Here is an 18389-nt window from a genome sequence, read left to right as displayed (position 1 = left end):
GTTAAAATCTGTTTCGGGACGGCCCCTTTGAATTTCTTTTCTGGCCACACGCCGGAAAACTGCGTTAAGATCAAACCGTCAACCATCGTTATAAAAAAGGACAGCCTATGCTGACAGCTTCCGCCAATGAGTCCACGCCCGTCACCGTCCGCATGTTTGGCGCCCTGCACACCTTGCGCCGCAGCCGCGGTCTGCCTGCCACCATCGAACTCGAGGTGCCGCCCGAAGGCATGACCGCCCTGGACATCGCGCGGCAACTCGAATTGCCGCCGGAGCGCATCGAAGCGGTATTCTGCAATCACCGCACCTACGATCTCAACCACCGCGTTCATCCGGGCGACCGTATCGCTTTTGTGCCGCCCGGCGTCCCCGGGCCTCACCGCTTTTATCTCGGCATTCACCAGGCCGGAAAGAAATTCCACGCCGACGACGCCGAATAAAGTCATCAACTTTCGCCCCAAAAACCCAAATCTGCCCGCCTTTTTCACTGGGGGCAAAAAGGGGGCGGCGCTGGTCAAGCGCGTACCTACTTTTGCGCTCTTCGGAGGTTTCATGGTCCAGGAAGCACCCTCATCCGCCACTCGCTGGTGGTATTTTCTCGCCATTTTGTGCATCATCAGCGGCTTTGCCGTGGAAATCTATGCCGTGATCGTCAACAGTTGGGCGGTGTTTCGCGTCGGTCTGGCCATTTTCCTGTTGTCCATCCCCTGCGCCGCCACCGGTTGGTACCTCAGGCACCGCAACAACATCCGTCCACCGCAGTAAAATTCCTCTGATCATCCCTACCTCGGCCGCCAGCTTTCGCTGCCCGCCGCTCGATGCCTGGGCAAATGCGGCAGACGGACATCAACGCCGGCAGGTTCTCCTGAGCCGACAGAGCCCTTCCTATACCACTCCACCTTGACAACCTCCTTGTCTCTGCTAAACAGAAACAGGTCTTACACCTGATCTCTAACATCACCCTTCGAATAATCGTAACTGTTCAGCAGCCACCTCAGGGTGCAGCACTGTCGGACGTCGCAGCTGACTTGTTACGAATAATCAACCATGAAAGGGAGTTGCGACGATGGCGGAAAAACCCCTGGTGTTTCTGGTGCACGGCATGGGGGCCCATCCCCCCGGCTGGTCGGCCGCGTTCGTCAAAATCCTGCGCAAGGCGAGCAAGAGCTACGCCTTTTTCCAGGAGCGTCACCTCGCTGACCTCATCGAGTTTCACGAAGTCTGCTATGACCAGATTTTTCGCAATACCCTGGCCAACTGGGAAGAAAACTCCCGGCGCATTCTGCAGCTGGCCGCGCCCATGGACCGGGAGATGGTCGAGAAGGCGCTGGGCTGGATGGAGGGGCTTGCGGAGGAACAGGACAACTTTGTGTGGTCGCATGTCGCCGATGTCGCTCTGTGGAAGCTGGCGCCCTATCTGAAAAAAATGGTCAAGACCGAGGTGGCGACGCAGATCACCGGCCGCATCCATGAGCGCCTCGCCGCCAGTCCGGTGAAGGATGTGTCCTGCGCGGTCATCGCCCACAGCCTGGGCACCTCGGTCACCAGCGAGACCCTTATGGATCTGGCGCGCGGCAGCTGGACGGAAGGCGAGCAGGGCTTCGATCCGCGCTTCTTTCGTTTTGAATGCCTGCACATGATCGCCAATGTCGCCAGGATTCTCGAAACCCCCGCCTATCCCGTCTACCCGGGACCCGTGCGCCCCGGTCCGGCCGGCGAGGCCAACAGTTATTGTCGGCATTACTACAACTACCGCCACGACCTCGACCCCTTCACCCGGGTGCGCACCTTTCGCCCCGACTGGGATGAGCGCTCCTATCACGACAAGAATGTTTCGCACATTCACGCCCTCAACGTCCACGGCATGGAGCACTACGCCCTCAATCCCCTGGTCCATATCAGCATCCTGCGCAGCCTGTGCGGCTACCGCTGCATCAGCGGCGCCGAAGAACGCGACGCTCTGGCCGGGTTTACACAGATCAAGGGCATCAGCAAGGCCCGCATCGAAGAGCTCAGAGCGCATGCGCGGCAGGCGCAAGAAGCCCTGGGCGAAGCGCCCGACGTGATCGACATCCTCAAGGGTGTGGCCCTGTATTTCCGCGGCATGGGGGGGGAACGACCATGACTGATCCGTCTCTGGCGAAGAAAAAGGCGACATATTTCTGCTGGCTGCACTGCCTGACGCTGGCTTGCTGGCTGCTGCTCGCCCAAGCCGCCTTTGCCGCGGCGACTTTTGAAACCTGGTGGGAACAGAGCCAGGCGCAACGCAGCGAGGAGCGCCAACGGGCGCTGGAGCGCGCCGAGGTGCTGGGGCTGAGCATTATATATGAAGAAATTCATGCGGAGATGCGCGACCTGAGCAAGGATTCGGAACTCAACCAGCGCGAACGAGACTGGACCGCATCCTTTATGCAGGCCATGGAACTCTGTTGGACGCCCGACGGGCCGGCCGCGGGCGCGCTGCTGCACGCTCTGGAACATCAGGATCGGCACTCTGCGCCGGCCGCAATCGCGCAGGATCTACGCCGCAGCTTCCGCGAACATTTCACCTGCAATCCCTATGATCCGGCGCCCAGTCAGGTCGATCCAACCTTCCTCATCTTCGAACAGCGCCCGGATATGGAAATCCGCATACAGCCCGAAGAAACCAGCGAGGTGGCACAAACCCTGTGGCTCAATGCAGAAATTCTGCAAAGCCTGCTCAACCAGGAAAACCTGGTGCTCATGCAGGACACCAGCGCCGCCATCGCCGCCGCCAACCGCCGCTGGCAAAACTTTCAACGCCATGCCCTGGCCGATCAGTTTCCCTGGGAAACCCTCACCAACGGCTGGCTCGGCGAGCGTTTCGAGGCGCTCGGCGGCACCCTCGCCCATCCGCCGCGCACCCAATTGCGCCTGATCCATCCCCTGCCCCTGGCGGCGGTGACCCTCGAAGGAAAGACCGCCTTCAAGCCGCGCCTGGGTGTCGAGGCCCTGGGCCTGCGCCGCTACGAAAAGGAAACCTATGCCGCGCATTGGGGAGTTTCGGCACTGCTCATCATGCCCGGCGACCGCCAGGAGAATCTGGGTTATGGTGCGCTGCTGCTGTACCGCAAGGCATCGATCGGGATAGGCTGGCAGGATGATGAAGATGGCCGCGACGGCCTGGTGGTGGTGCTCGGCATCGATCTCGCCGAGCTGATCAATAACAAAGGCCGCAACCTGCGGCAGAAAGTCCAGCAGGTGCGACAGAGTCTGTATGAGGTCGGGGAGCGCATCGGAAATTGACGGCGAACCGCCCTGAGCCCCTTCAGGTATCAGGGCGGCCCTTTTCCTTTCAGAAAAACTCGCGCAGACTTTCGTCAATACCCATCAGGGTCTGATACCAGAACTCGCGCGCCGCCTCGCCCTGATCCGCGTCAAACCTGGCGAGCCATTCGCCCAGACGCGGATCGCTCACCTCACCGCCCTCATGCTTGCGTTTGAGAAAAGTGTGCAGAAAATCGATATTGCGCTGCGATTCCCAGAAAATCGGGCTGTTGCGGCTGTGGATGCGGCCCGCGAGAACCTCGATGCTGCGCTCGAATTGCTCCTTGCAATCGTAGAGTGAGCCCATCACCTCGGGCAGCATTTCTTCGGCCCAGCCGCGATGAAAGCGGCACATCCCCAGGTTGTCGAGGATCAGTTCCTTCTTCATGCGCTCCGCGCACATGCGCCCCAGGGTGCGCGGCGCGATGAAGTCGTCGCTGTAGATCATGTAGTACTTGCCCGCGATGGCCATGGGCGCCAGCACCCCGGACACCCAGTACTGGTTGGGCACCATCCAGCCGCGCCGGTTGAAGCCGACGTGCAGAAGGCGCTCGTGCAGCACCGTGCCGCGGGCGCGCGACTGAATGCGGCTCCACTTGCGCACCCCTTCGCGGAAATCGAGCAGGCCGCGCCGCGCGAGAATCGCTTCGATGAGCGCGCAAGCCAGGTCGGCGTTGTGCAGGGAATCCTCGACCACATCAAAATCCGCCATATCCCAGCGCGGCAACTTTGTCACGCCAAGTTCCGCAGGCGTGAGCAGCCCTTCGTCGAGCAGATCCATCAGCCAGGCCAGCACGCCGCCCAGGGAAATTGCGTCAAAGCCCATGGCATCGCCCAAGCGGTTGAGCTTTTCGGCGGCACGCTGATCGAAGATGCCGCATAGCGGCCCGAGGGTCTGGTAGGGCTCGTAATCCTTTTTGTAGACACCGTTCATTTTCTTGCACACCGCAACGCAGGGTTCGCCGCAGGTCGCCTGCTGCTTTTTCTGGATGGTCTCTTCGTTGAACTGCTTGAGGTAATGATCAAGGATGAAGCGCTGGTGCAGATCGCGGCGCTGCTCATCGCTCCAGAAAATCGTGCGGTAGTTGAAGGCCATGATTTTGCCGCCCATGCCGGCGTAGTTGACGCCGAAGGTGCCGCCGGTGTCGAATTTTTCGTCGAAGCGGTACTTGGTGGTCACCTCCATATCCTTTTGCATGAGGCGCAGTTTGTACTTGTTCTCGAACCACTCATCGACCACTTTGCGGTCACGGAAATCCTCATCCACCAGAGTGCCGCCGTAGATGACGGCGACGATGCCGCGCTCGCGCACCAGGGCGCTGCCGAAGCCGCCGCGCCCGGCCCAGGTGTCCACATGACTGATCTTGCCCTTGCTGATGGGCACCGAGAGAATGGCACCCATGTCGGTGTGCAGGGCGGCCGGGCCGGTGGCCAGGATGCGCGGATCTTTTTCGTAGCGGTCGCCGAACATCGCGTAGACATGGTCGGTAAGAGCGTAGGCGCCTTTGCGCCCGGATTGCCAGATGGCCTCCACATCGACGGGCACCACTTCGACCTCGATCTCTTCTCCGTGGTTTCGGTTGAGATAAAGCACCGAAGGCACCGGCGCCTTGCCCACCAGGCTGAGCATATTGATGCCCAGATTGTCGAACACCAGTCCCGCGCCGCCCATGGAGCTGATGTAGTAGCCTTGCCAGCAGGGCGAATAGCCCGTGACCACCATGCGGTTGGAGCCGGGAAACACCGAACCGGCGAAAATGCCGACACCGAAGTTGAGGCTGCGGTATTCGGCGGTCAGGTGAATGCCGAGATCGACGGGACCGAAATAGCGCTCGAAGCCGTACTTTTTCGTTTTATAAAAACCACTGGCGGCGTCGACGAGCAGCACGCGTTGAAACATGTCCATAAAGAATCCTTGGATTGGAAAAAAGGCAGATTGACAGAGGTGAAAGTTTATCGCGCTGTCCGAGTAAGGCAATTGGCATTGCCTGCTTTCTTTTTCGCATTTACGTTTCTCCGTCCGCCTTAAGCATGATGATCTGAAAAAGGGAACAAAAAGGGATGTTTCACACTACCTGCGGATTCTGCCCCTCTCACCCCATCCCGCGCGAAATCCGCGCCAGCCGCTTCAGGGCCAGCGCCACCAGCAAAGTGGCGGACAGGGTAAAGCACAGCATCTTGGTCGTGGTGGCAAGGCTTGCCATGTGCATCCAGAAGTCCTGCACCGGCTCCTGACGCAGCACCCGGTGCAACTGATGCCAGTGAACCAGATTTTCGGTCCAATCGGCAATCACCGTCACCGCCAGGGGCGCGAGCAGCCACGCCAGGCGGAAAGGGCGGCCCAGCCAGCCCCAGATCAAAAAAAGGGAAACCAGCAGCGCACCGCCATAGACCAAGGGAAACACAAGATCGACTTCGAGAAAACGCAACTCGGCAAGCTGTCCCTCAGCGCCCAGCCAAGCCCAGTAGGCTTGGGCCTGCTCCGCATTGTAACCGCCCAGGCGAAAATGGAGAGGCACGGATTCGGGGGCGCTGGTCTGGGGGAACTGATCCCGCGCCGTGAAGAGCAACATCAGGTAGCCGCCGCCGAAGAACAGGACCACAGGCAGGGCGAGGGCGACGAGAATTTTGATCAGGGGGACGGTCAAAATCGGATACTGTCCTTTGCTTTGGTGTTGCGGGTCCGCCGTGGGCTCGTTCAATCACGGCGCCCCGTCAGCGGCGGAACAGGCGACATGCTTTCATTAACAAAATGCCTCTGCCGTAACTATGCCGCGCGATGGCAACTTGTCAAATTACGAAAAGGAGCTCACTTCTGCAAACTTTTGGTTACATCGATCAACAAACTCGCGGTAAGACGCGAGCGCTCGACCATGCCGACGAAACGCTGCGCCGTTTAAAGATTGCCCGCGCAGGGCACCGCGTCGCTGTAAATGCTGCCGGCGCATTTATACACCGGGCCCAGGGAAAAGCCCTGAATTTTTTAATTTCTGAAAAGCGTCCATCCATCAGGATCCAACTGTTCAATGAAAACTCGACAAACGACCCTTCAATCTTGCATGGTAAGATTTTGAAGGAGAGCCATCATGTCCACTTGGCCGAAACGTCCGATCATCTACGAGATCAACACCTGGGTCTGGCTCAATGAATTGGCGAAAAAACAGAGGAAGCCGGTGACCCTGGCCACCGTCCCCGGGAAGGAATGGGACGCGATTGCCGCGCTTGGCTGCGATGCGGTCTGGTTCATGGGGGTCTGGGAGCGCAGCCCCGCCGGCATCCGGGCCTCCATGGAAAATCAGGGGCTGCTCGACGACTTCCAGCGGGCTCTGCCTGACTTCACCGCAGAAGACAATGTCGGCTCTCCCTACTGTGTCCGCAATTATGTGGTCGATTTCCACCTGGGGGGTGCGGAGGGATTGGCGACAGCCCGCAAGGAACTCGCGAAGCGGGGCCTGCGCCTCATTCTCGACTTTGTCTCCAACCATGTGGCCCCCGACCATCCGTGGGTGACGCAACAACCCGACTTTTTAATCCAGGGCAACTACGGCGACTTGGTGCGCGAACCAGGTGCATTCATCGCTGCCGGGAAGGGCGTCTTCGCCTGCGGCCGCGATCCGTTCTGCCCGGTTTGGCCCGATGTCCTGCAACTCAACGCCTTCAGTCCTGAGTTGCGCACGGCGGCCATCGAGACGGTTTCCTCCATCGCAGCGCAGTGCGACGGGGTGCGCTGCGACATGGCGATGCTGATGATGAACGCTATCTTCGCGCGAACCTGGGGCAACCGGGCCGGTGTCAGCCCGGCCGGGGAATACTGGCCGGAATTGATCGGCGCGGTGCGTACCGACCACCCCGGCTTCCTGTTCATGGCCGAAGCGTATTGGGATCTGGAATGGGAACTGCAGCAGCAGGGGTTCGACTTCTGCTACGACAAGAAGCTTTATGACTACCTGGAGCAGGGTCCGGCGGAGGCGGTACGAGCCCACCTCGGCGCCGAATGCCCCTATCAGGAGCGGCTCGTCCGCTTCATCGAGAATCATGACGAGCCCCGGGCCGCCGCGACCTTCTCCCCTGAAAAGGCGCGGGCCGCTGCCGTGCTCGCAACGACGCTACCAGGGGCCGTGCTGCTCCACGAGGGGCAGCTCGAGGGGCGCAAGATCAGGCTACCAGTCTTTCTGCGTCGGCGCCCCGACGAGTCGGACGATGTAGAGTTAACCGCATTCTATCATCGACTGCTGCCGGTCGTTGCCGCAGAGCCCTTCCGCAGCGGTGAGTGGCGGCTTTGCACCATCGATGGTTGGCCGGACAACGACAGCTGGCGCAACCTGGTCGCCTGGGGTTGGCGCAAGGGCAAGGAGCGACGACTGGTTGTGGTCAACCTTGCCGGGATCGCCTCCCAGGGAAAGCTCAGGGTGCCCTGGAAGGATCTGCCGGGGAAGTCCTGGCAACCTGCGGAGCGTCTTGATAACGGCGATTTCGTGCGTTCTTGCGATGAAATGCACGGCTCTGTGATCTATGTAGAGCTGCCACCCTGGGGCTATCACCTGCTGACCTGTGCCGCAGGGTGAGCCCTCACTCAAAAAACGCGCGCCGACTCTCATCGATGGCGGTCACAGGGAGTTCGGCGAGGGCTGCGACAGCCTCCTCGGCTTCATCGGACGGCAAGGGCACAGCCAGCTTGCGGATCACCGCCACCGTCAGTCGTTCAGAAACGCCGCCCCAGGCTCAAGTGGAAAGAGACATCGGGGGCGGTGCCGAGCACCAGGTCTTCGCTGGCGGCCAGATCGAGGGACCAGTGGCGCGGCAGGAAAAAGGTGCCGCCGAACACCAGTTGCGCCGAGGGAGAATTGATCTGCTTGCGGCAGCTGTCACGGAAAAAGGCGGTGTGCCCGTCGACCTGCGCCTTGAGGGCCAACCAGTTCCGCGCCTTCCAACCCAATCCGAGGGTGGCAAACCCAACCCATTCACGCTGAATCTGGGGCAATACATCGCCGCGCCCCAATCGCAGAACACCGGCGGAAGCATAGAGAGTGAGATTCAAAGCGCGCAAGGATTGCGCATCCGTACCCGCCAGACGTACATGCACGTCGGTGGCGCCGCTGCCGTGCAGGCGCGCGGCGTCGCCCGTGGGCAGCTTAACGCCGCCGCGCAGGGCAAGGGCGCGGCGGCGGTGCTCTGTCGCAACCACCAGTTGATAGGCCAGCAGCAGGGTCACATCCGAAAATCCAGCACCGCTGCGGTCCATTTCAAGGTACGTCACTCCGTCACGGTGATAATAGTAAAGCAGCTCGTCGCGCGGAACCTTATCGCGGCCGTGGTCGCGCGCGCCGGAGAGGTCGTGGAACTCATCGACCACGGCGTCTAAAACCCCGCCGTCATGCGCCACCAGGCCCACATCCAAGCCAAGTTCCCAGCGCGGCGCCAGCCCCTGGCGCACAGCCAGAGTCAACCGATAGGTTTCGCCGTCGAAGAATGCGTTGGCATGGTCCCGCACACTGCCGCAGAAGTGATTGGCGGCTTCGGCCACCAGGCGCAGGTCGGTGGCCCCCGGCGCCACCAGAAACCCGCCCTCGGCCGGCGGCAGCCCGAATATCTGCACGATGGGATGCAGATTGCGGGAGAAAAAGGGTCTGATTTCATCAGCATGCACCGGCTCGGCAGACCAGGCCAGGCTCAGGACCGCAAGCATCAGGCACAGTCGTGTACTGCCCCGTCGGCGAAAATTTCGGGCCATCCAGAATGCGCAATTCATGCGCTTCTCCCTGATCCGCCCTTAGCTTTCCCGAGCGAATACCAGCTGTTGGAAAACGGGACAGAAACGCAATGACCGGCCCGCAACCTGTGCCGTCTGAGCTTTACCTGAATCTTTTCATCTCTGTGTCAACCTGACAGATGTCACCCAATTCGGGGCCGGAACAACCCGCCATTTCTAATTAACAAAGCCCCTCAAGCGCTAACTATGCCGCAGGATCGGTGCTTGTCGAATGAGCCCTCTGACTCTTTCGACCGCCGCCGAACTTGTCACACTGCCTGGCGCGTGCTATATCCTCTCATAAGCATTTAAAAGGGCCGACCATGTATTCCGCCATTGAAACCAATCAAGATCAATTGCGCTCTCTGTGCCGCGTGCACCGGGTTCAGCGCCTCTCCCTCTTTGGCTCTGCCACCTCGGACAATTTTGATCCTTCCGTCAGTGACCTCGACTTTCTGGTTGAGTTCCAGCCTCTGTCCCCCAGGGAACGCGCCGAGCATTATTTTGGCTTGCTGGAGGATTTGGAAGCCTTATTCGGTATGAACATCGACCTGGTTGAACTCTCCCCCATCCGTAATCCCTATTTTCGCCAGGCTGTTGAAAACAGTCGCGTGGATCTTTTTGATGCAGCTTGAAATTCTAAAATACCTCTATGACATCCGACATGCCTGCCAACTGCTGAAACAGTTTACCGATGCTAAAGATTTGTCCGACTATCTGGCGAATACCATGTTGCGCTCTGCCGTTGAGCGCCAGTTCGAAATCATCGGCGAGGCCCTTAATCAAGCGCTGCGCCGCGATCCATCCCTGGCCAATCACATCAGCAACAGCGGCAGAATCATCGCCTTTCGCAACCGCCTGATTCACGGCTATGCATCAATCTCCGACGAGGTCGTCTGGGGCTTACTGGAATCGCAGCTGCCGATTTTGACGCAAGAAGTCTCGCAGCTTCTCGAGAAATCCAACTGATTCCAATCACTTCTGCAAACTCTTCGTCACATCGATCAACAAGCTCGCGGTGAGGCGCGAGCGCTCGACCATGCCGACGAAACGCTGCGCTTCATCCACCGCCGGCAGGCGCTCGACGCCGAGGGCCTCCATCTGCTGCAAGGCCTGGAATTTGTCCGTGCCGGTGGGCACCGCATCTGTGGCGGCGATAAAACCGGGCAGCCGCACCAGGGCCTTGGTGTCGGACTGGTTGAACCAGCGCGCCAGATCGTCGGCGCGAAAGGGCGCATTGGGGTTTTGCAGCAGCTCGGTGAGGGCGCGGGCGTCGGCAATGCCGAAAAAGCGCCCGTCGGGGTGTTCGATGAGCAGATATTTGAGAAACGGCTGGCGGGTCAGGGCCACGAAATATTCCTCGATGGCCGACCCCCAGTAGCCGCCGTGGCCGAGGCGAAACAGCAGCCCTTCGGTCTGGCGCTCCAACAACTGCGGGATCTTACTCACCGCCTCCTTGGGATCAAGCCGCACAGGCTCCGCGGGCACCCCGGTTAAGGGCGCCACCTGCAAGTCGATACTCTGCTCTGAGGCCTTGACGAAGGCCGCCTCGATCTTGAGGCCGCCCTCGCCGATCTCAAAAGTCTGCAACTTGCCGGTCACCAGCAGAAACAAGACCACCGGCACCACCGCCACGATGATATCCGTCGGTTTGACCTCAAAGCGGCTACTCTTGGCCCGTAGCAGCACCAACACGGCGAGAATGGCGATGAAACCGCCGACTGACAGAATGATGGTGGTGTCCATGGTGAGGCTCCTTTAGCTGTTGAATTATTTCGCCTTCAACCCAAGATTACCACCTTCTTCAGGGTGCGCAGGCATCCGGAGCTTCACCCGAATGCCCTCTCCCAAAAGCTGCGGAACTCCTCCTCGCCCACCGGCTCCTGCTTAGTGCTGACGCGCGCCACCCGTGCCGCCGAGGCCCAGGTGGGAATGGACGAGAATTGGGGACGTTGTTGCGCAGTTGCCTTAACTGGGACGGCCTACCCTCTTCAATTCCTTGCGGGCAAGTCCGAATCTATCAGAGAAGACGGAAAATCCCCTTTGGATCACGACCTCGTTTTCTGTGGGCGAATCCTTGGGTAAGGGAATGGAACTCACGCATCACCCGTATTACGCGTGGGACGAAGAGGCAACGCCGCAACAACGTCCCTTACACAGATGTGGTGGCGAAAAAGGCGCAATGCCCTTTTCGCCACCTGTGATTCATGATTTCAGCGGCAAAATGGCCGGACTAAGCATCGAAAAATAGGGTCAAAATGTCTGAAATCAATTCAGATTCAAGCACTTACTCAGGTCCGACCCCGCGCATCCGCGCGCCCCGGGTTAAGCACCGGGAAATGCAGACAAGCCTCCCGTTATCAATTTAAGTCTAGCCACTTGCGCGGGGTCGCCCCCGGCTCACAACTGCAGCGCCGGTCAACTTAATTTCCTAGGAGCGTCCCCCATTCCTACAGGCCGGTGTTGGGGTCCGTAACTCAACCCAACCTACCCAACCTACGCAGGCTACGCGTGCTCGATACGGCGATCAGAGCGACGGATATTGGCGATTAGTGTATCCATGGCGGTCGCGGCGGCTGCGGGTGCCATGGTGGTCGTGGACCTGGTCGGATATTTCCCTTAGGCAACCTTTTTCCGCCGACACAGGCCACGCATGCCGTTTCGCAGATTATGCCAAGTGCTCTGCCACGTGTAGACGAAACACACTTAAGGAAGCATCTTCCCCAAGAATCGTTGGGATCGTCCCAGAAGCTTGTGGCACAAATGAGGCTGCAGAAACCCGCGTAGATCCCGCCGCAGCAGATGCAGGTTGTGCATGCAACGCTTGCTAAACCGGATGGGTCTACTGAGTTTGATGGGTTAGACGCCGCGTACTCATACGCATTCAAAACATATAGCTTTCTCTGCGACGTGGAACTGTCGCTATTGTTCGTAATTTTTATAAAAGAGTGCAAAGGCTGGAATCCTCTGGCCTGCTTCTTGATCTCTAAGGCTTTGTCAAGAATCGGATCCCTCTGCAAAAACCTCCCCTTCTCACAGTCGTAATAGCGCGCCCGGTAAAAATACAGCCCCGTCTCCTCGTCCAACTGTCGCCCGGTGAACATCCAGGGGTTTTCAATGGCGCTGCGCGGCGTGCCCCAGGCATTTTCCGCCACGGGGTTAAAGGCGCCGTCGCTGATGCTGACGCATCCATAGGCGTCGTAGGTGTAGCGCTCGACGACGGCGGCGGCGCTGTTGGTGACGGCGGCGACGGACCAGAGGGTGTTCTGGTGGTAGAAAAAGAGTTGGTCGGCGCGGCGCATGACCAGCACCTCGTCGACATAGTTGCCGTAGATGTACTCGGCGAGGGTTTGCGCCAAATCATCCTGCTCCTCGATCACCCGGGCATCGTCATGAAAATACAAGGTTTCATCCATCACGCCGGATAGGTCGGTCTGTTTGGCCACACGGCGGCCGAGGGCGTCGTACTGATAACTGGCGACGATTTGACCGTCGCTGTTGCGGGTGACGCGCAGCAGGCGGTTCTCGTCGTCGTAGACATAGGTGTGGCGCTCGTCCTCGATGAGGTTGCCGTTGGCGTCGTAGGCCAGAGCCAGGCCGTCGATGGCGATCAGTTCGTTGACCTGATTGTGGCTGCGGTTCTGGGTGAGGCCATCGGTGGTCTTGCTGTTCCAGTTGCCGAGCAGATCCAAATCATACGCGGTCTGGGTCGCGGGCACCGGTACGGCGGCGCCGACCAGATCGCCGACCTGGTAATCCACCAGCCGGTAAATGGCGTCGTAGCCGTAAGCTTCGGAGCGCGGCGGGTTGTGCAATTGCTCTTCGAAGCGCTTGTTGCCTTCCTTGTCATAGTCATGGCGGAAGCCGGCGATGAGGGCCGCTCCGGCGCCGTGGTTGAGTTGGGTGATCCAGTTGTTGGCGTTGTAGCTGTAGGTCGCGAAAGCGCCGTTGACATAGCTGCGGGACACGACCCGATTGCCGGGATCATAGGCGTATGTGACCAGGGGCGGCGGCGAGGCGAGATCGTTGATCTGCTGCAGGCGCCCGCGCGGGTCCAGGCGCTCTTCGATGAGCAGGCCGCCGGGATAGGTCAGGGTGCGCGTGCGTTCGGGGATGTCGTAGGCGTACTGGATCACGCGCCCGTTCTGGGTGGTCTGGGTGACGCGATTGGCCCCGTCGTAGGCAAAGCTCACCAACCACCCGCCCTTTTCCGCGCTCAGCATGCGCCCGGAGAGGTCATAGGTGAACAGGTCGGGGGCATCGCCGGGATAGCTGCGCTGAATGAGGAAATAGAGGTCGTTGTAGGTGTAGGTCGTGGTCTGGTTTTTCTGGTCGGTGCGGGTCACCAGGTTGCCGACGCAGTCGTAACCGAAGGTGCGGGTGCCGCCATCGGCGTAGGTTTCGTGAGTCAGTCGGTTGATCGGGTCGTAGACGTAGAGGGTGGCGTTGCCGCGGGCATCGATGAGGCGCACCAGGTTGCCGACGCCGTCGTATTCAGAGCGCGTCACGCCGCCGATGGCGTCGATGGTTTCCACCCGGCGATGGACGGCATCGTAGACATGGCGGGTGAGCTTGTTCTCGCGATCGCGCATCGTCATCAGATTGCCGAAGGCGTCGTAGGTGTATTCGGTGGCCTCGCCCATGGCGTCCACGATGCGCACCGGCCGATGGAGCGGGTCATACCCATAGGAGGTTTCGTTGCCGTTGCCGTCGGCCTCGGACAAGCGATTGCCGACCGGGTCGTAGTTGAAGGTCGCGACGATCCCCTCAAGATCTTCACTGCGCACCACCCGATCCAGAGCATCGTAGAGGTAGCTGGTGATATTGCCGTTGGGCTCCGCAATCGACGTGATATTGCCCACTGCGTCGTAGCCGGTCAGGGTGGCTTCACCCGCGGCATTGGTTTCCACGATGAGTTGATGCAGGGCATCGTAGCTGAAGGTCGTGGTGTTGCCGTTGGGCTCAATCAGGCTCAGACGGTTGCCCTCGGCGTCGTAGGTGTAGGCGGTCACCGCGTCGTCGGCATTGATGACGTCCTCGGTATCTCCGACCTTGCGGATCTCCTTGAGCAGCCGACCAAGATCGTCATAGCGGAAATAAGTGACCTTGCCCAAGGCGTCGATCTGCTTGGCCGGCAGGCTCGAACCGAGGGGCGCTCCCGAACAGGCCGTGCAACCGGGACCATTGAGTTCGGCATAAGCGATCCGGGTCTCGCATCCCAGCGGGTCGGTTTCGAGAATCTGCCGGTTGAGGCAATCGTAGGCGAAAGTGGTGGTGTGGTTTTCCGCGTCGGTTGAGGAAACAAGATTACCCACCCCGTCGTAGGCCATGGCCGTTGTGTGGCCCAGGGCATCGGTGGTTTTGATCAAGCGGTTCTGCGCATCGTAGGCGAATCGGGTGCTATTGCCGTTCTGGTCCGTCAGGCGAATGCGGTTGCCGTTGCCGTCGTAGGCTTGGGTTTCGACCTGCCCGAGGGCGTCGGTGATCCGGATCAGCCGGCCGCGCAGGTCATAGGCGTAAGTGGTGGCGTTGCCCTTGGCATCGATGACCTGGGTGCGGTTACCCGCCCCGTCGTAGGCATACTGCGTGACCTGACCCAGGGGGTCAGTTTCCGTGATGAGCCGATTCAGCGCGTCGTAGGCATAGCTGGTGACACGCTCCAGGGCATCTGTGTGAGTCAGCACATTTCCAGCCAGGTCATAGGTCAGGGTAGTCACATTGCCCAGGGCGTCGGTGATTTTGATGCGGTTGCCAAAGGCGTCATAGTCGTGGCTGGTGGTGTTGCCGTTTCGGTCCGTTATCGTAAGAACATTGCCCCTGGCGTCATAGGTCCAGAGGCGGTCGTTGCCCAGGGGATCGGTTTCCCTGACCAGATTGCCGCGCGCATCGTATTCCCTGGTGGTCACCCGCCCGTCGGCATCGGTCAGGCTGGTGAGGCTGTTGAAGATCGGTTCGTAGGTATACTCCGTCAGGTTGCCCTGGCAGTCTGTCGTCCTGATGAGGTTGCCGCGGCTGTCGTAGGCGTAATGCGTGACATGTCCCAGGGCGTCGGTAACACTGGCCAGGCGCACGGTGAGGGGATCGTAAGTGTAACTCGTGGTCGCGCCGTCGGGGGCGATGAGCCTGGTGATGTACCCCTGCCGGTTGTATTCGTAGCGCCAGAGGTTCCCGCGCGCATCCTTTTTGGTGGTGGTGCTCGGCACCATTTCTATTTGCAGGTCACGGGCCAGGGCGGTGCTATCGGTGGCCCAGTTGACGGGATTGCTCAGGTGCAGGATGGACCTGCCCTCGCCGTCCCTGATTTCGACGGGCTTTCTGTTCCGGTAGATGTAAATCAGTTCCCGTCCATCGGGATCGACCTTCCCGGTCAGTTGCGAAAACATGTTGTATGCATAGCTGGTGATCCGGCCGTCGGGATCGGTGATGCGCGAAAGGTTGCGGCCCGTGTCGTCGTAGGCGAATTCCGTCCTGCGGTCCAGGGGATCGATCACCGCCCTGAGCTTGTTCACCCCGTCGTATTCGAATTCCAGGCTGCGGCCGTAGGGGTCGACAACCTCGACCAAAGTGCCCCCGGCATAAACCAAGGTTGTGGTGTCGGCGTTGCGGTCGGTGATGCCGGTCAAGCGAAACACCGGGCCGCCGACCATGAAGGGGGTGTCTGGGATGAAGGCAAAATTGAGAACCGTACCGTCTTCCCTGGTCAGGGTAAATGAGCCGTCGGCATTCTGCGCGAGGGTTTCAAAATAGCCCGTTATGGGGGTGAAAGTGCCTCCGGGGCCGCGCCGATATTTGACGACCCGCCCTTCTTCGTCGCTGCGAAACATATGGCCGCGCTGACTGTAGAGAAAGGTGTTGAAGCTGTGCGTCCAGCCGTATCCCAGCACCGTGTCGACCCGACCCCAGGAGGAATCGGCATTGGCGCTTTGGTAGGTGATTCCCAGGCACAGCGTCGGAAGGCAGGCGATATCCCTTCGCTCCTGCAGATTGCCCTCGGTAAAGCTCAGCGCACTATCACCCTCGAATTCGCAGGTGCAGGGGCCGACGGACGGGCAGCATGGATTTGAATCGCAAGCCGGTGGAGGGGGCGCGCCCAGGTACTTTGCAAAGCCCGGCCCGGCAAAGGACAGAAGCAAAAATCCCGTCAGGGCACAAAGGAAAAAACCTCCCAGGAAAAAGCCGTTCTTTCTTCCCTCCACTTTGGCCTTTCGCCCTCGCTTGAACAATAAAGCCCCGATCAAACCCGCCAGCAACAGAATAAAAGTCGAAGGCTCCGGCACGTTGGCGGCATAGGATTCCGAATCGCCTTCGGCATAAAGAAAGTACGGGGTGTCGTAGTCAAGGGTCAGCGTGGAGAACAAAACATCCGAGATGGGGCTGGAATCGATGGAATTGGGGCCTATTTCAAGAAAGTCATAGAAAAAGAGCAACGGCGCCCCATCAAGTTCGAGCCCGAAAATGGTTTCGGTTTTTGCGAACACCCCGAATTCATCGGTGAATACGAACATGGACCCCAGAAGGCTTGCGGAAAAATCAACGTCGACCGTCCCTTCGCCCCCGGTAATCATAAAAAAACCCGAGGTACCGCCTCGCCCTAACGATTCGGCATAGCCGACATCAGTACCCGGAATATGAACCCGGCTTTGGGCCGCACCGGTGTTACCTGAGCTGCTCCCTTGGCCAGAGGCCCAGGTGACCGCCGCGGAGGAAGCCGCGCTGTCCTCGGAAAAGCCAAAACCAAAGTCCATCTCGCCCAGGCTGTTGGAGGCCCAGGCAAAGGTTTCCATGAACCAGGGATCGAGTAAGGTCAAATTGCCGGCGGCGGGAGAGATATTAAAACTGAAAGAGAGAGAACTCTCGGCGATGGCCGTCGCCCAGGTGGGTTTGGGAATGAAACAGAAAAATAGCAGCCAGGTAAGCAGGAAAAACTTGAAGAAACGACTTGGCGCGGTCATGCGACACCTCCCTCGGCAAAAGTGAACGATATACCTGCGTCTGCAATGAGCCCCTGCTCATCATCAGAAACGGCAGGTCACTGGCCAAAGCCGCCGGGAGAGGAATTGAATTTTTCAAAAGTGCCAGAGGCGGAGTCGTGAGCTCAGCCCGTCATCAACGCGCCCTGTCGCTGCTCGGGCGGCAAACCCCCAGACTTTCGCCTATGGATTTTCGGAACATGACAACTTAAAGAAAGTGCAAGCAAAAAGATGTCCAAAAAATTAAACGCCTTATTTTGGGCTTTTTTAAATATATACAGGGAAAACTGTTAATGAATCCGACAAAGGGTTTGGTCTCAAGGAAGGCAAAGCTCGGTGGACTGTGTGGGAACAGACTCAATGTATACGGCTAGTTTCCGCTACTTCTCGGCGCCAAAAAAGCGGGTTTGCCCCGGTTGGGTTTTCCGACGCGTTGTCGGGATTTCTTACAAAGGGTTCGATATCGAATTTATTCTTTGCTAGAGAAGAGGATTTTTATATCCCCAGATATTCCAATGAAAGATTGAAGCCCTGCCCCTCTTTGCTATGCTTGCAAGGCATGGATGTGAACAAAAAAACCGCTTCGGAGGACAACATGAAAAAGCTTCTGCTTTACTGCCTGCCCCTTCTCTGTTTTATTCTTCCGCCTTTAACCGCTATGGCCGAGCCCACCGCCGTCACCGTGCGCGTCATTTCCAACGACGCCAAGTTTATCGGCACCGGCATGGGCGGCATTCGCGTGATCCTGCGCAACGCCGACACCGGGGAAATCCTCGACCAGGGCCTCATCGAAGGCTCCACCGGCGATACGCCAAGCCTCATGCGCGAGCCGCGCAAGCGCCACGAAGCCCTGTCGCGCGAAGGCGGCGCCCACTGGGTGGGGCAGATCGACATCGCCGAGCCGACCCGCGTCGAGGTGCAAGCAAGCGGGCCGCTGGCGGCCGGCAGCAATCAGCAGACCACCACCCTGACCTTCTGGGCGCTGCCCGGGCAGGACATCGAAGGCGACGGCATTCTGCTCAAATTCCACGGCTTCACCGTGCATCCCATCAGTCCCGGCCCGCACCAGAATTTCGCGCCCGGCGACGAGGTGCAGGTGGAGGCCCATGTCGTGACCATGTGCGGCTGCCCGGTGGAACCCGGTGGCCTGTGGGATGCCGATCGCTTTGAAATTAAGGCCCTGGTGCGCACGGCGCAGGGTGTGGTCAAGGAATTCCCCCTGGAATTCACCGGCACCACCAACCGTTTCGCCGGCAGCTTCAAGGTCGAGGAGATGGGCTCGTACAAAATTTTTCTGACCGCCGCCGATCCGCGGGAGAACAACTACGGGGTCGGCATTACCAGCATCGTGGTGCGTTAAACATTTTTCTCAAGGGAGGACA

The 18389-nt window shown here is 59.4% G+C and carries 14 protein-coding genes; 8 read left to right on the top strand and 6 right to left on the bottom strand.

The window, feature by feature from the left end:
- Positions 1-107: 107 nt before the first annotated feature.
- The 4 genes from GFER_RS03510 (at position 108) to GFER_RS03495 (ending at position 3267) form a co-directional block, all read left to right on the top strand.
- Complete coding sequence (locus GFER_RS03510; protein ID WP_040096093.1) at positions 108-440, top strand: MoaD/ThiS family protein; 333 nt, start codon at positions 108-110, stop codon at positions 438-440.
- 112 nt (positions 441-552) lie between these two features.
- A complete protein-coding gene (locus GFER_RS03505; RefSeq protein ID WP_040096091.1) occupies positions 553-765 on the top strand; it encodes a hypothetical protein in 213 nt (70 codons plus the stop codon).
- Positions 766-1066: 301 nt separating this feature from the next.
- Complete coding sequence (locus GFER_RS03500; protein ID WP_040096090.1) at positions 1067-2125, top strand: hypothetical protein; 1059 nt, start codon at positions 1067-1069, stop codon at positions 2123-2125.
- Positions 2122-3267 (top strand): hypothetical protein, encoded by a 1146-nt coding sequence (locus tag GFER_RS03495; protein ID WP_040096084.1) that lies wholly within the window; start codon positions 2122-2124, stop codon positions 3265-3267. The genes GFER_RS03500 and GFER_RS03495 overlap by 4 nt, the downstream gene beginning before the upstream one ends.
- Positions 3268-3316: 49 nt before the next feature.
- On the opposite strand, the gene GFER_RS03490 is transcribed toward GFER_RS03495, so the two are convergent.
- Both GFER_RS03490 and GFER_RS03485 read right to left on the bottom strand, forming a co-directional pair.
- Positions 3317-5194: an aldehyde ferredoxin oxidoreductase C-terminal domain-containing protein gene (locus GFER_RS03490; protein ID WP_040096082.1), complete on the bottom strand. Its 1878-nt coding sequence runs from the start codon at positions 5192-5194 to the stop codon at positions 3317-3319.
- A gap of 187 nt (positions 5195-5381) precedes the next feature.
- Positions 5382-5936: a hypothetical protein gene (locus GFER_RS03485; RefSeq protein WP_139172027.1), complete on the bottom strand. Its 555-nt coding sequence runs from the start codon at positions 5934-5936 to the stop codon at positions 5382-5384.
- Positions 5937-6374: 438 nt separating this feature from the next.
- On the opposite strand from GFER_RS03485, the gene GFER_RS03480 reads away from it, so the two are divergent.
- Positions 6375-7853 carry an alpha-amylase family glycosyl hydrolase gene (locus tag GFER_RS03480; protein ID WP_040096078.1) on the top strand — a complete coding sequence of 493 codons (1479 nt, stop codon included), beginning with the start codon at positions 6375-6377 and terminating at the stop codon, positions 7851-7853.
- Between the two features lie 4 nt (positions 7854-7857).
- Here the strand turns inward: GFER_RS03480 and GFER_RS19495 are convergent, their stop codons facing one another.
- Together GFER_RS19495 and GFER_RS03475 are read right to left on the bottom strand one after the other, a co-directional pair.
- A complete protein-coding gene (locus GFER_RS19495) occupies positions 7858-7980 on the bottom strand; it encodes a hypothetical protein (RefSeq protein WP_268746193.1) in 123 nt (40 codons plus the stop codon).
- 10 nt (positions 7981-7990) lie between these two features.
- A complete protein-coding gene (locus GFER_RS03475) occupies positions 7991-9037 on the bottom strand; it encodes a DUF3187 family protein (RefSeq protein WP_052445915.1) in 1047 nt (348 codons plus the stop codon).
- A gap of 323 nt (positions 9038-9360) precedes the next feature.
- On the opposite strand from GFER_RS03475, the gene GFER_RS03470 reads away from it, so the two are divergent.
- On the top strand, positions 9361-9672 hold the full coding sequence (locus GFER_RS03470; protein ID WP_040096076.1) for a nucleotidyltransferase family protein: 312 nt from the start codon (positions 9361-9363) through the stop codon (positions 9670-9672).
- Positions 9662-10006 (top strand): HepT-like ribonuclease domain-containing protein, encoded by a 345-nt coding sequence (locus GFER_RS03465; RefSeq protein WP_040096074.1) that lies wholly within the window; start codon positions 9662-9664, stop codon positions 10004-10006. The genes GFER_RS03470 and GFER_RS03465 overlap by 11 nt, the downstream gene beginning before the upstream one ends.
- Positions 10007-10012: 6 nt before the next feature.
- Here GFER_RS03465 and GFER_RS03460 read toward each other — a convergent pair whose 3' ends face one another.
- Entirely contained in the window at positions 10013-10783 is a 771-nt protein-coding gene (locus GFER_RS03460) for a CBS domain-containing protein (protein WP_040096073.1), read from the bottom strand.
- 803 nt (positions 10784-11586) lie between these two features.
- The gene (locus GFER_RS03455; RefSeq protein ID WP_040096071.1) at positions 11587-16989 is read right to left on the bottom strand and encodes an RHS repeat-associated core domain-containing protein; all 5403 of its coding nucleotides are present in this window, start codon (positions 16987-16989) and stop codon (positions 11587-11589) included.
- Between the two features lie 613 nt (positions 16990-17602).
- Between GFER_RS03455 and GFER_RS03450 the strand changes: the two genes are divergently transcribed.
- Positions 17603-18367, top strand: coding sequence for a hypothetical protein (locus GFER_RS03450; RefSeq protein ID WP_040097344.1), 765 nt, complete (start codon positions 17603-17605; stop codon positions 18365-18367).
- Positions 18368-18389: the final 22 nt, after the last annotated feature.

Source organism: Geoalkalibacter ferrihydriticus DSM 17813, from assembly GCF_000820505.1.
GTDB classification, from domain to species: domain Bacteria; phylum Desulfobacterota; class Desulfuromonadia; order Desulfuromonadales; family Geoalkalibacteraceae; genus Geoalkalibacter; species Geoalkalibacter ferrihydriticus.
This window is presented reverse-complemented; position numbering and strand designations above follow the sequence as displayed.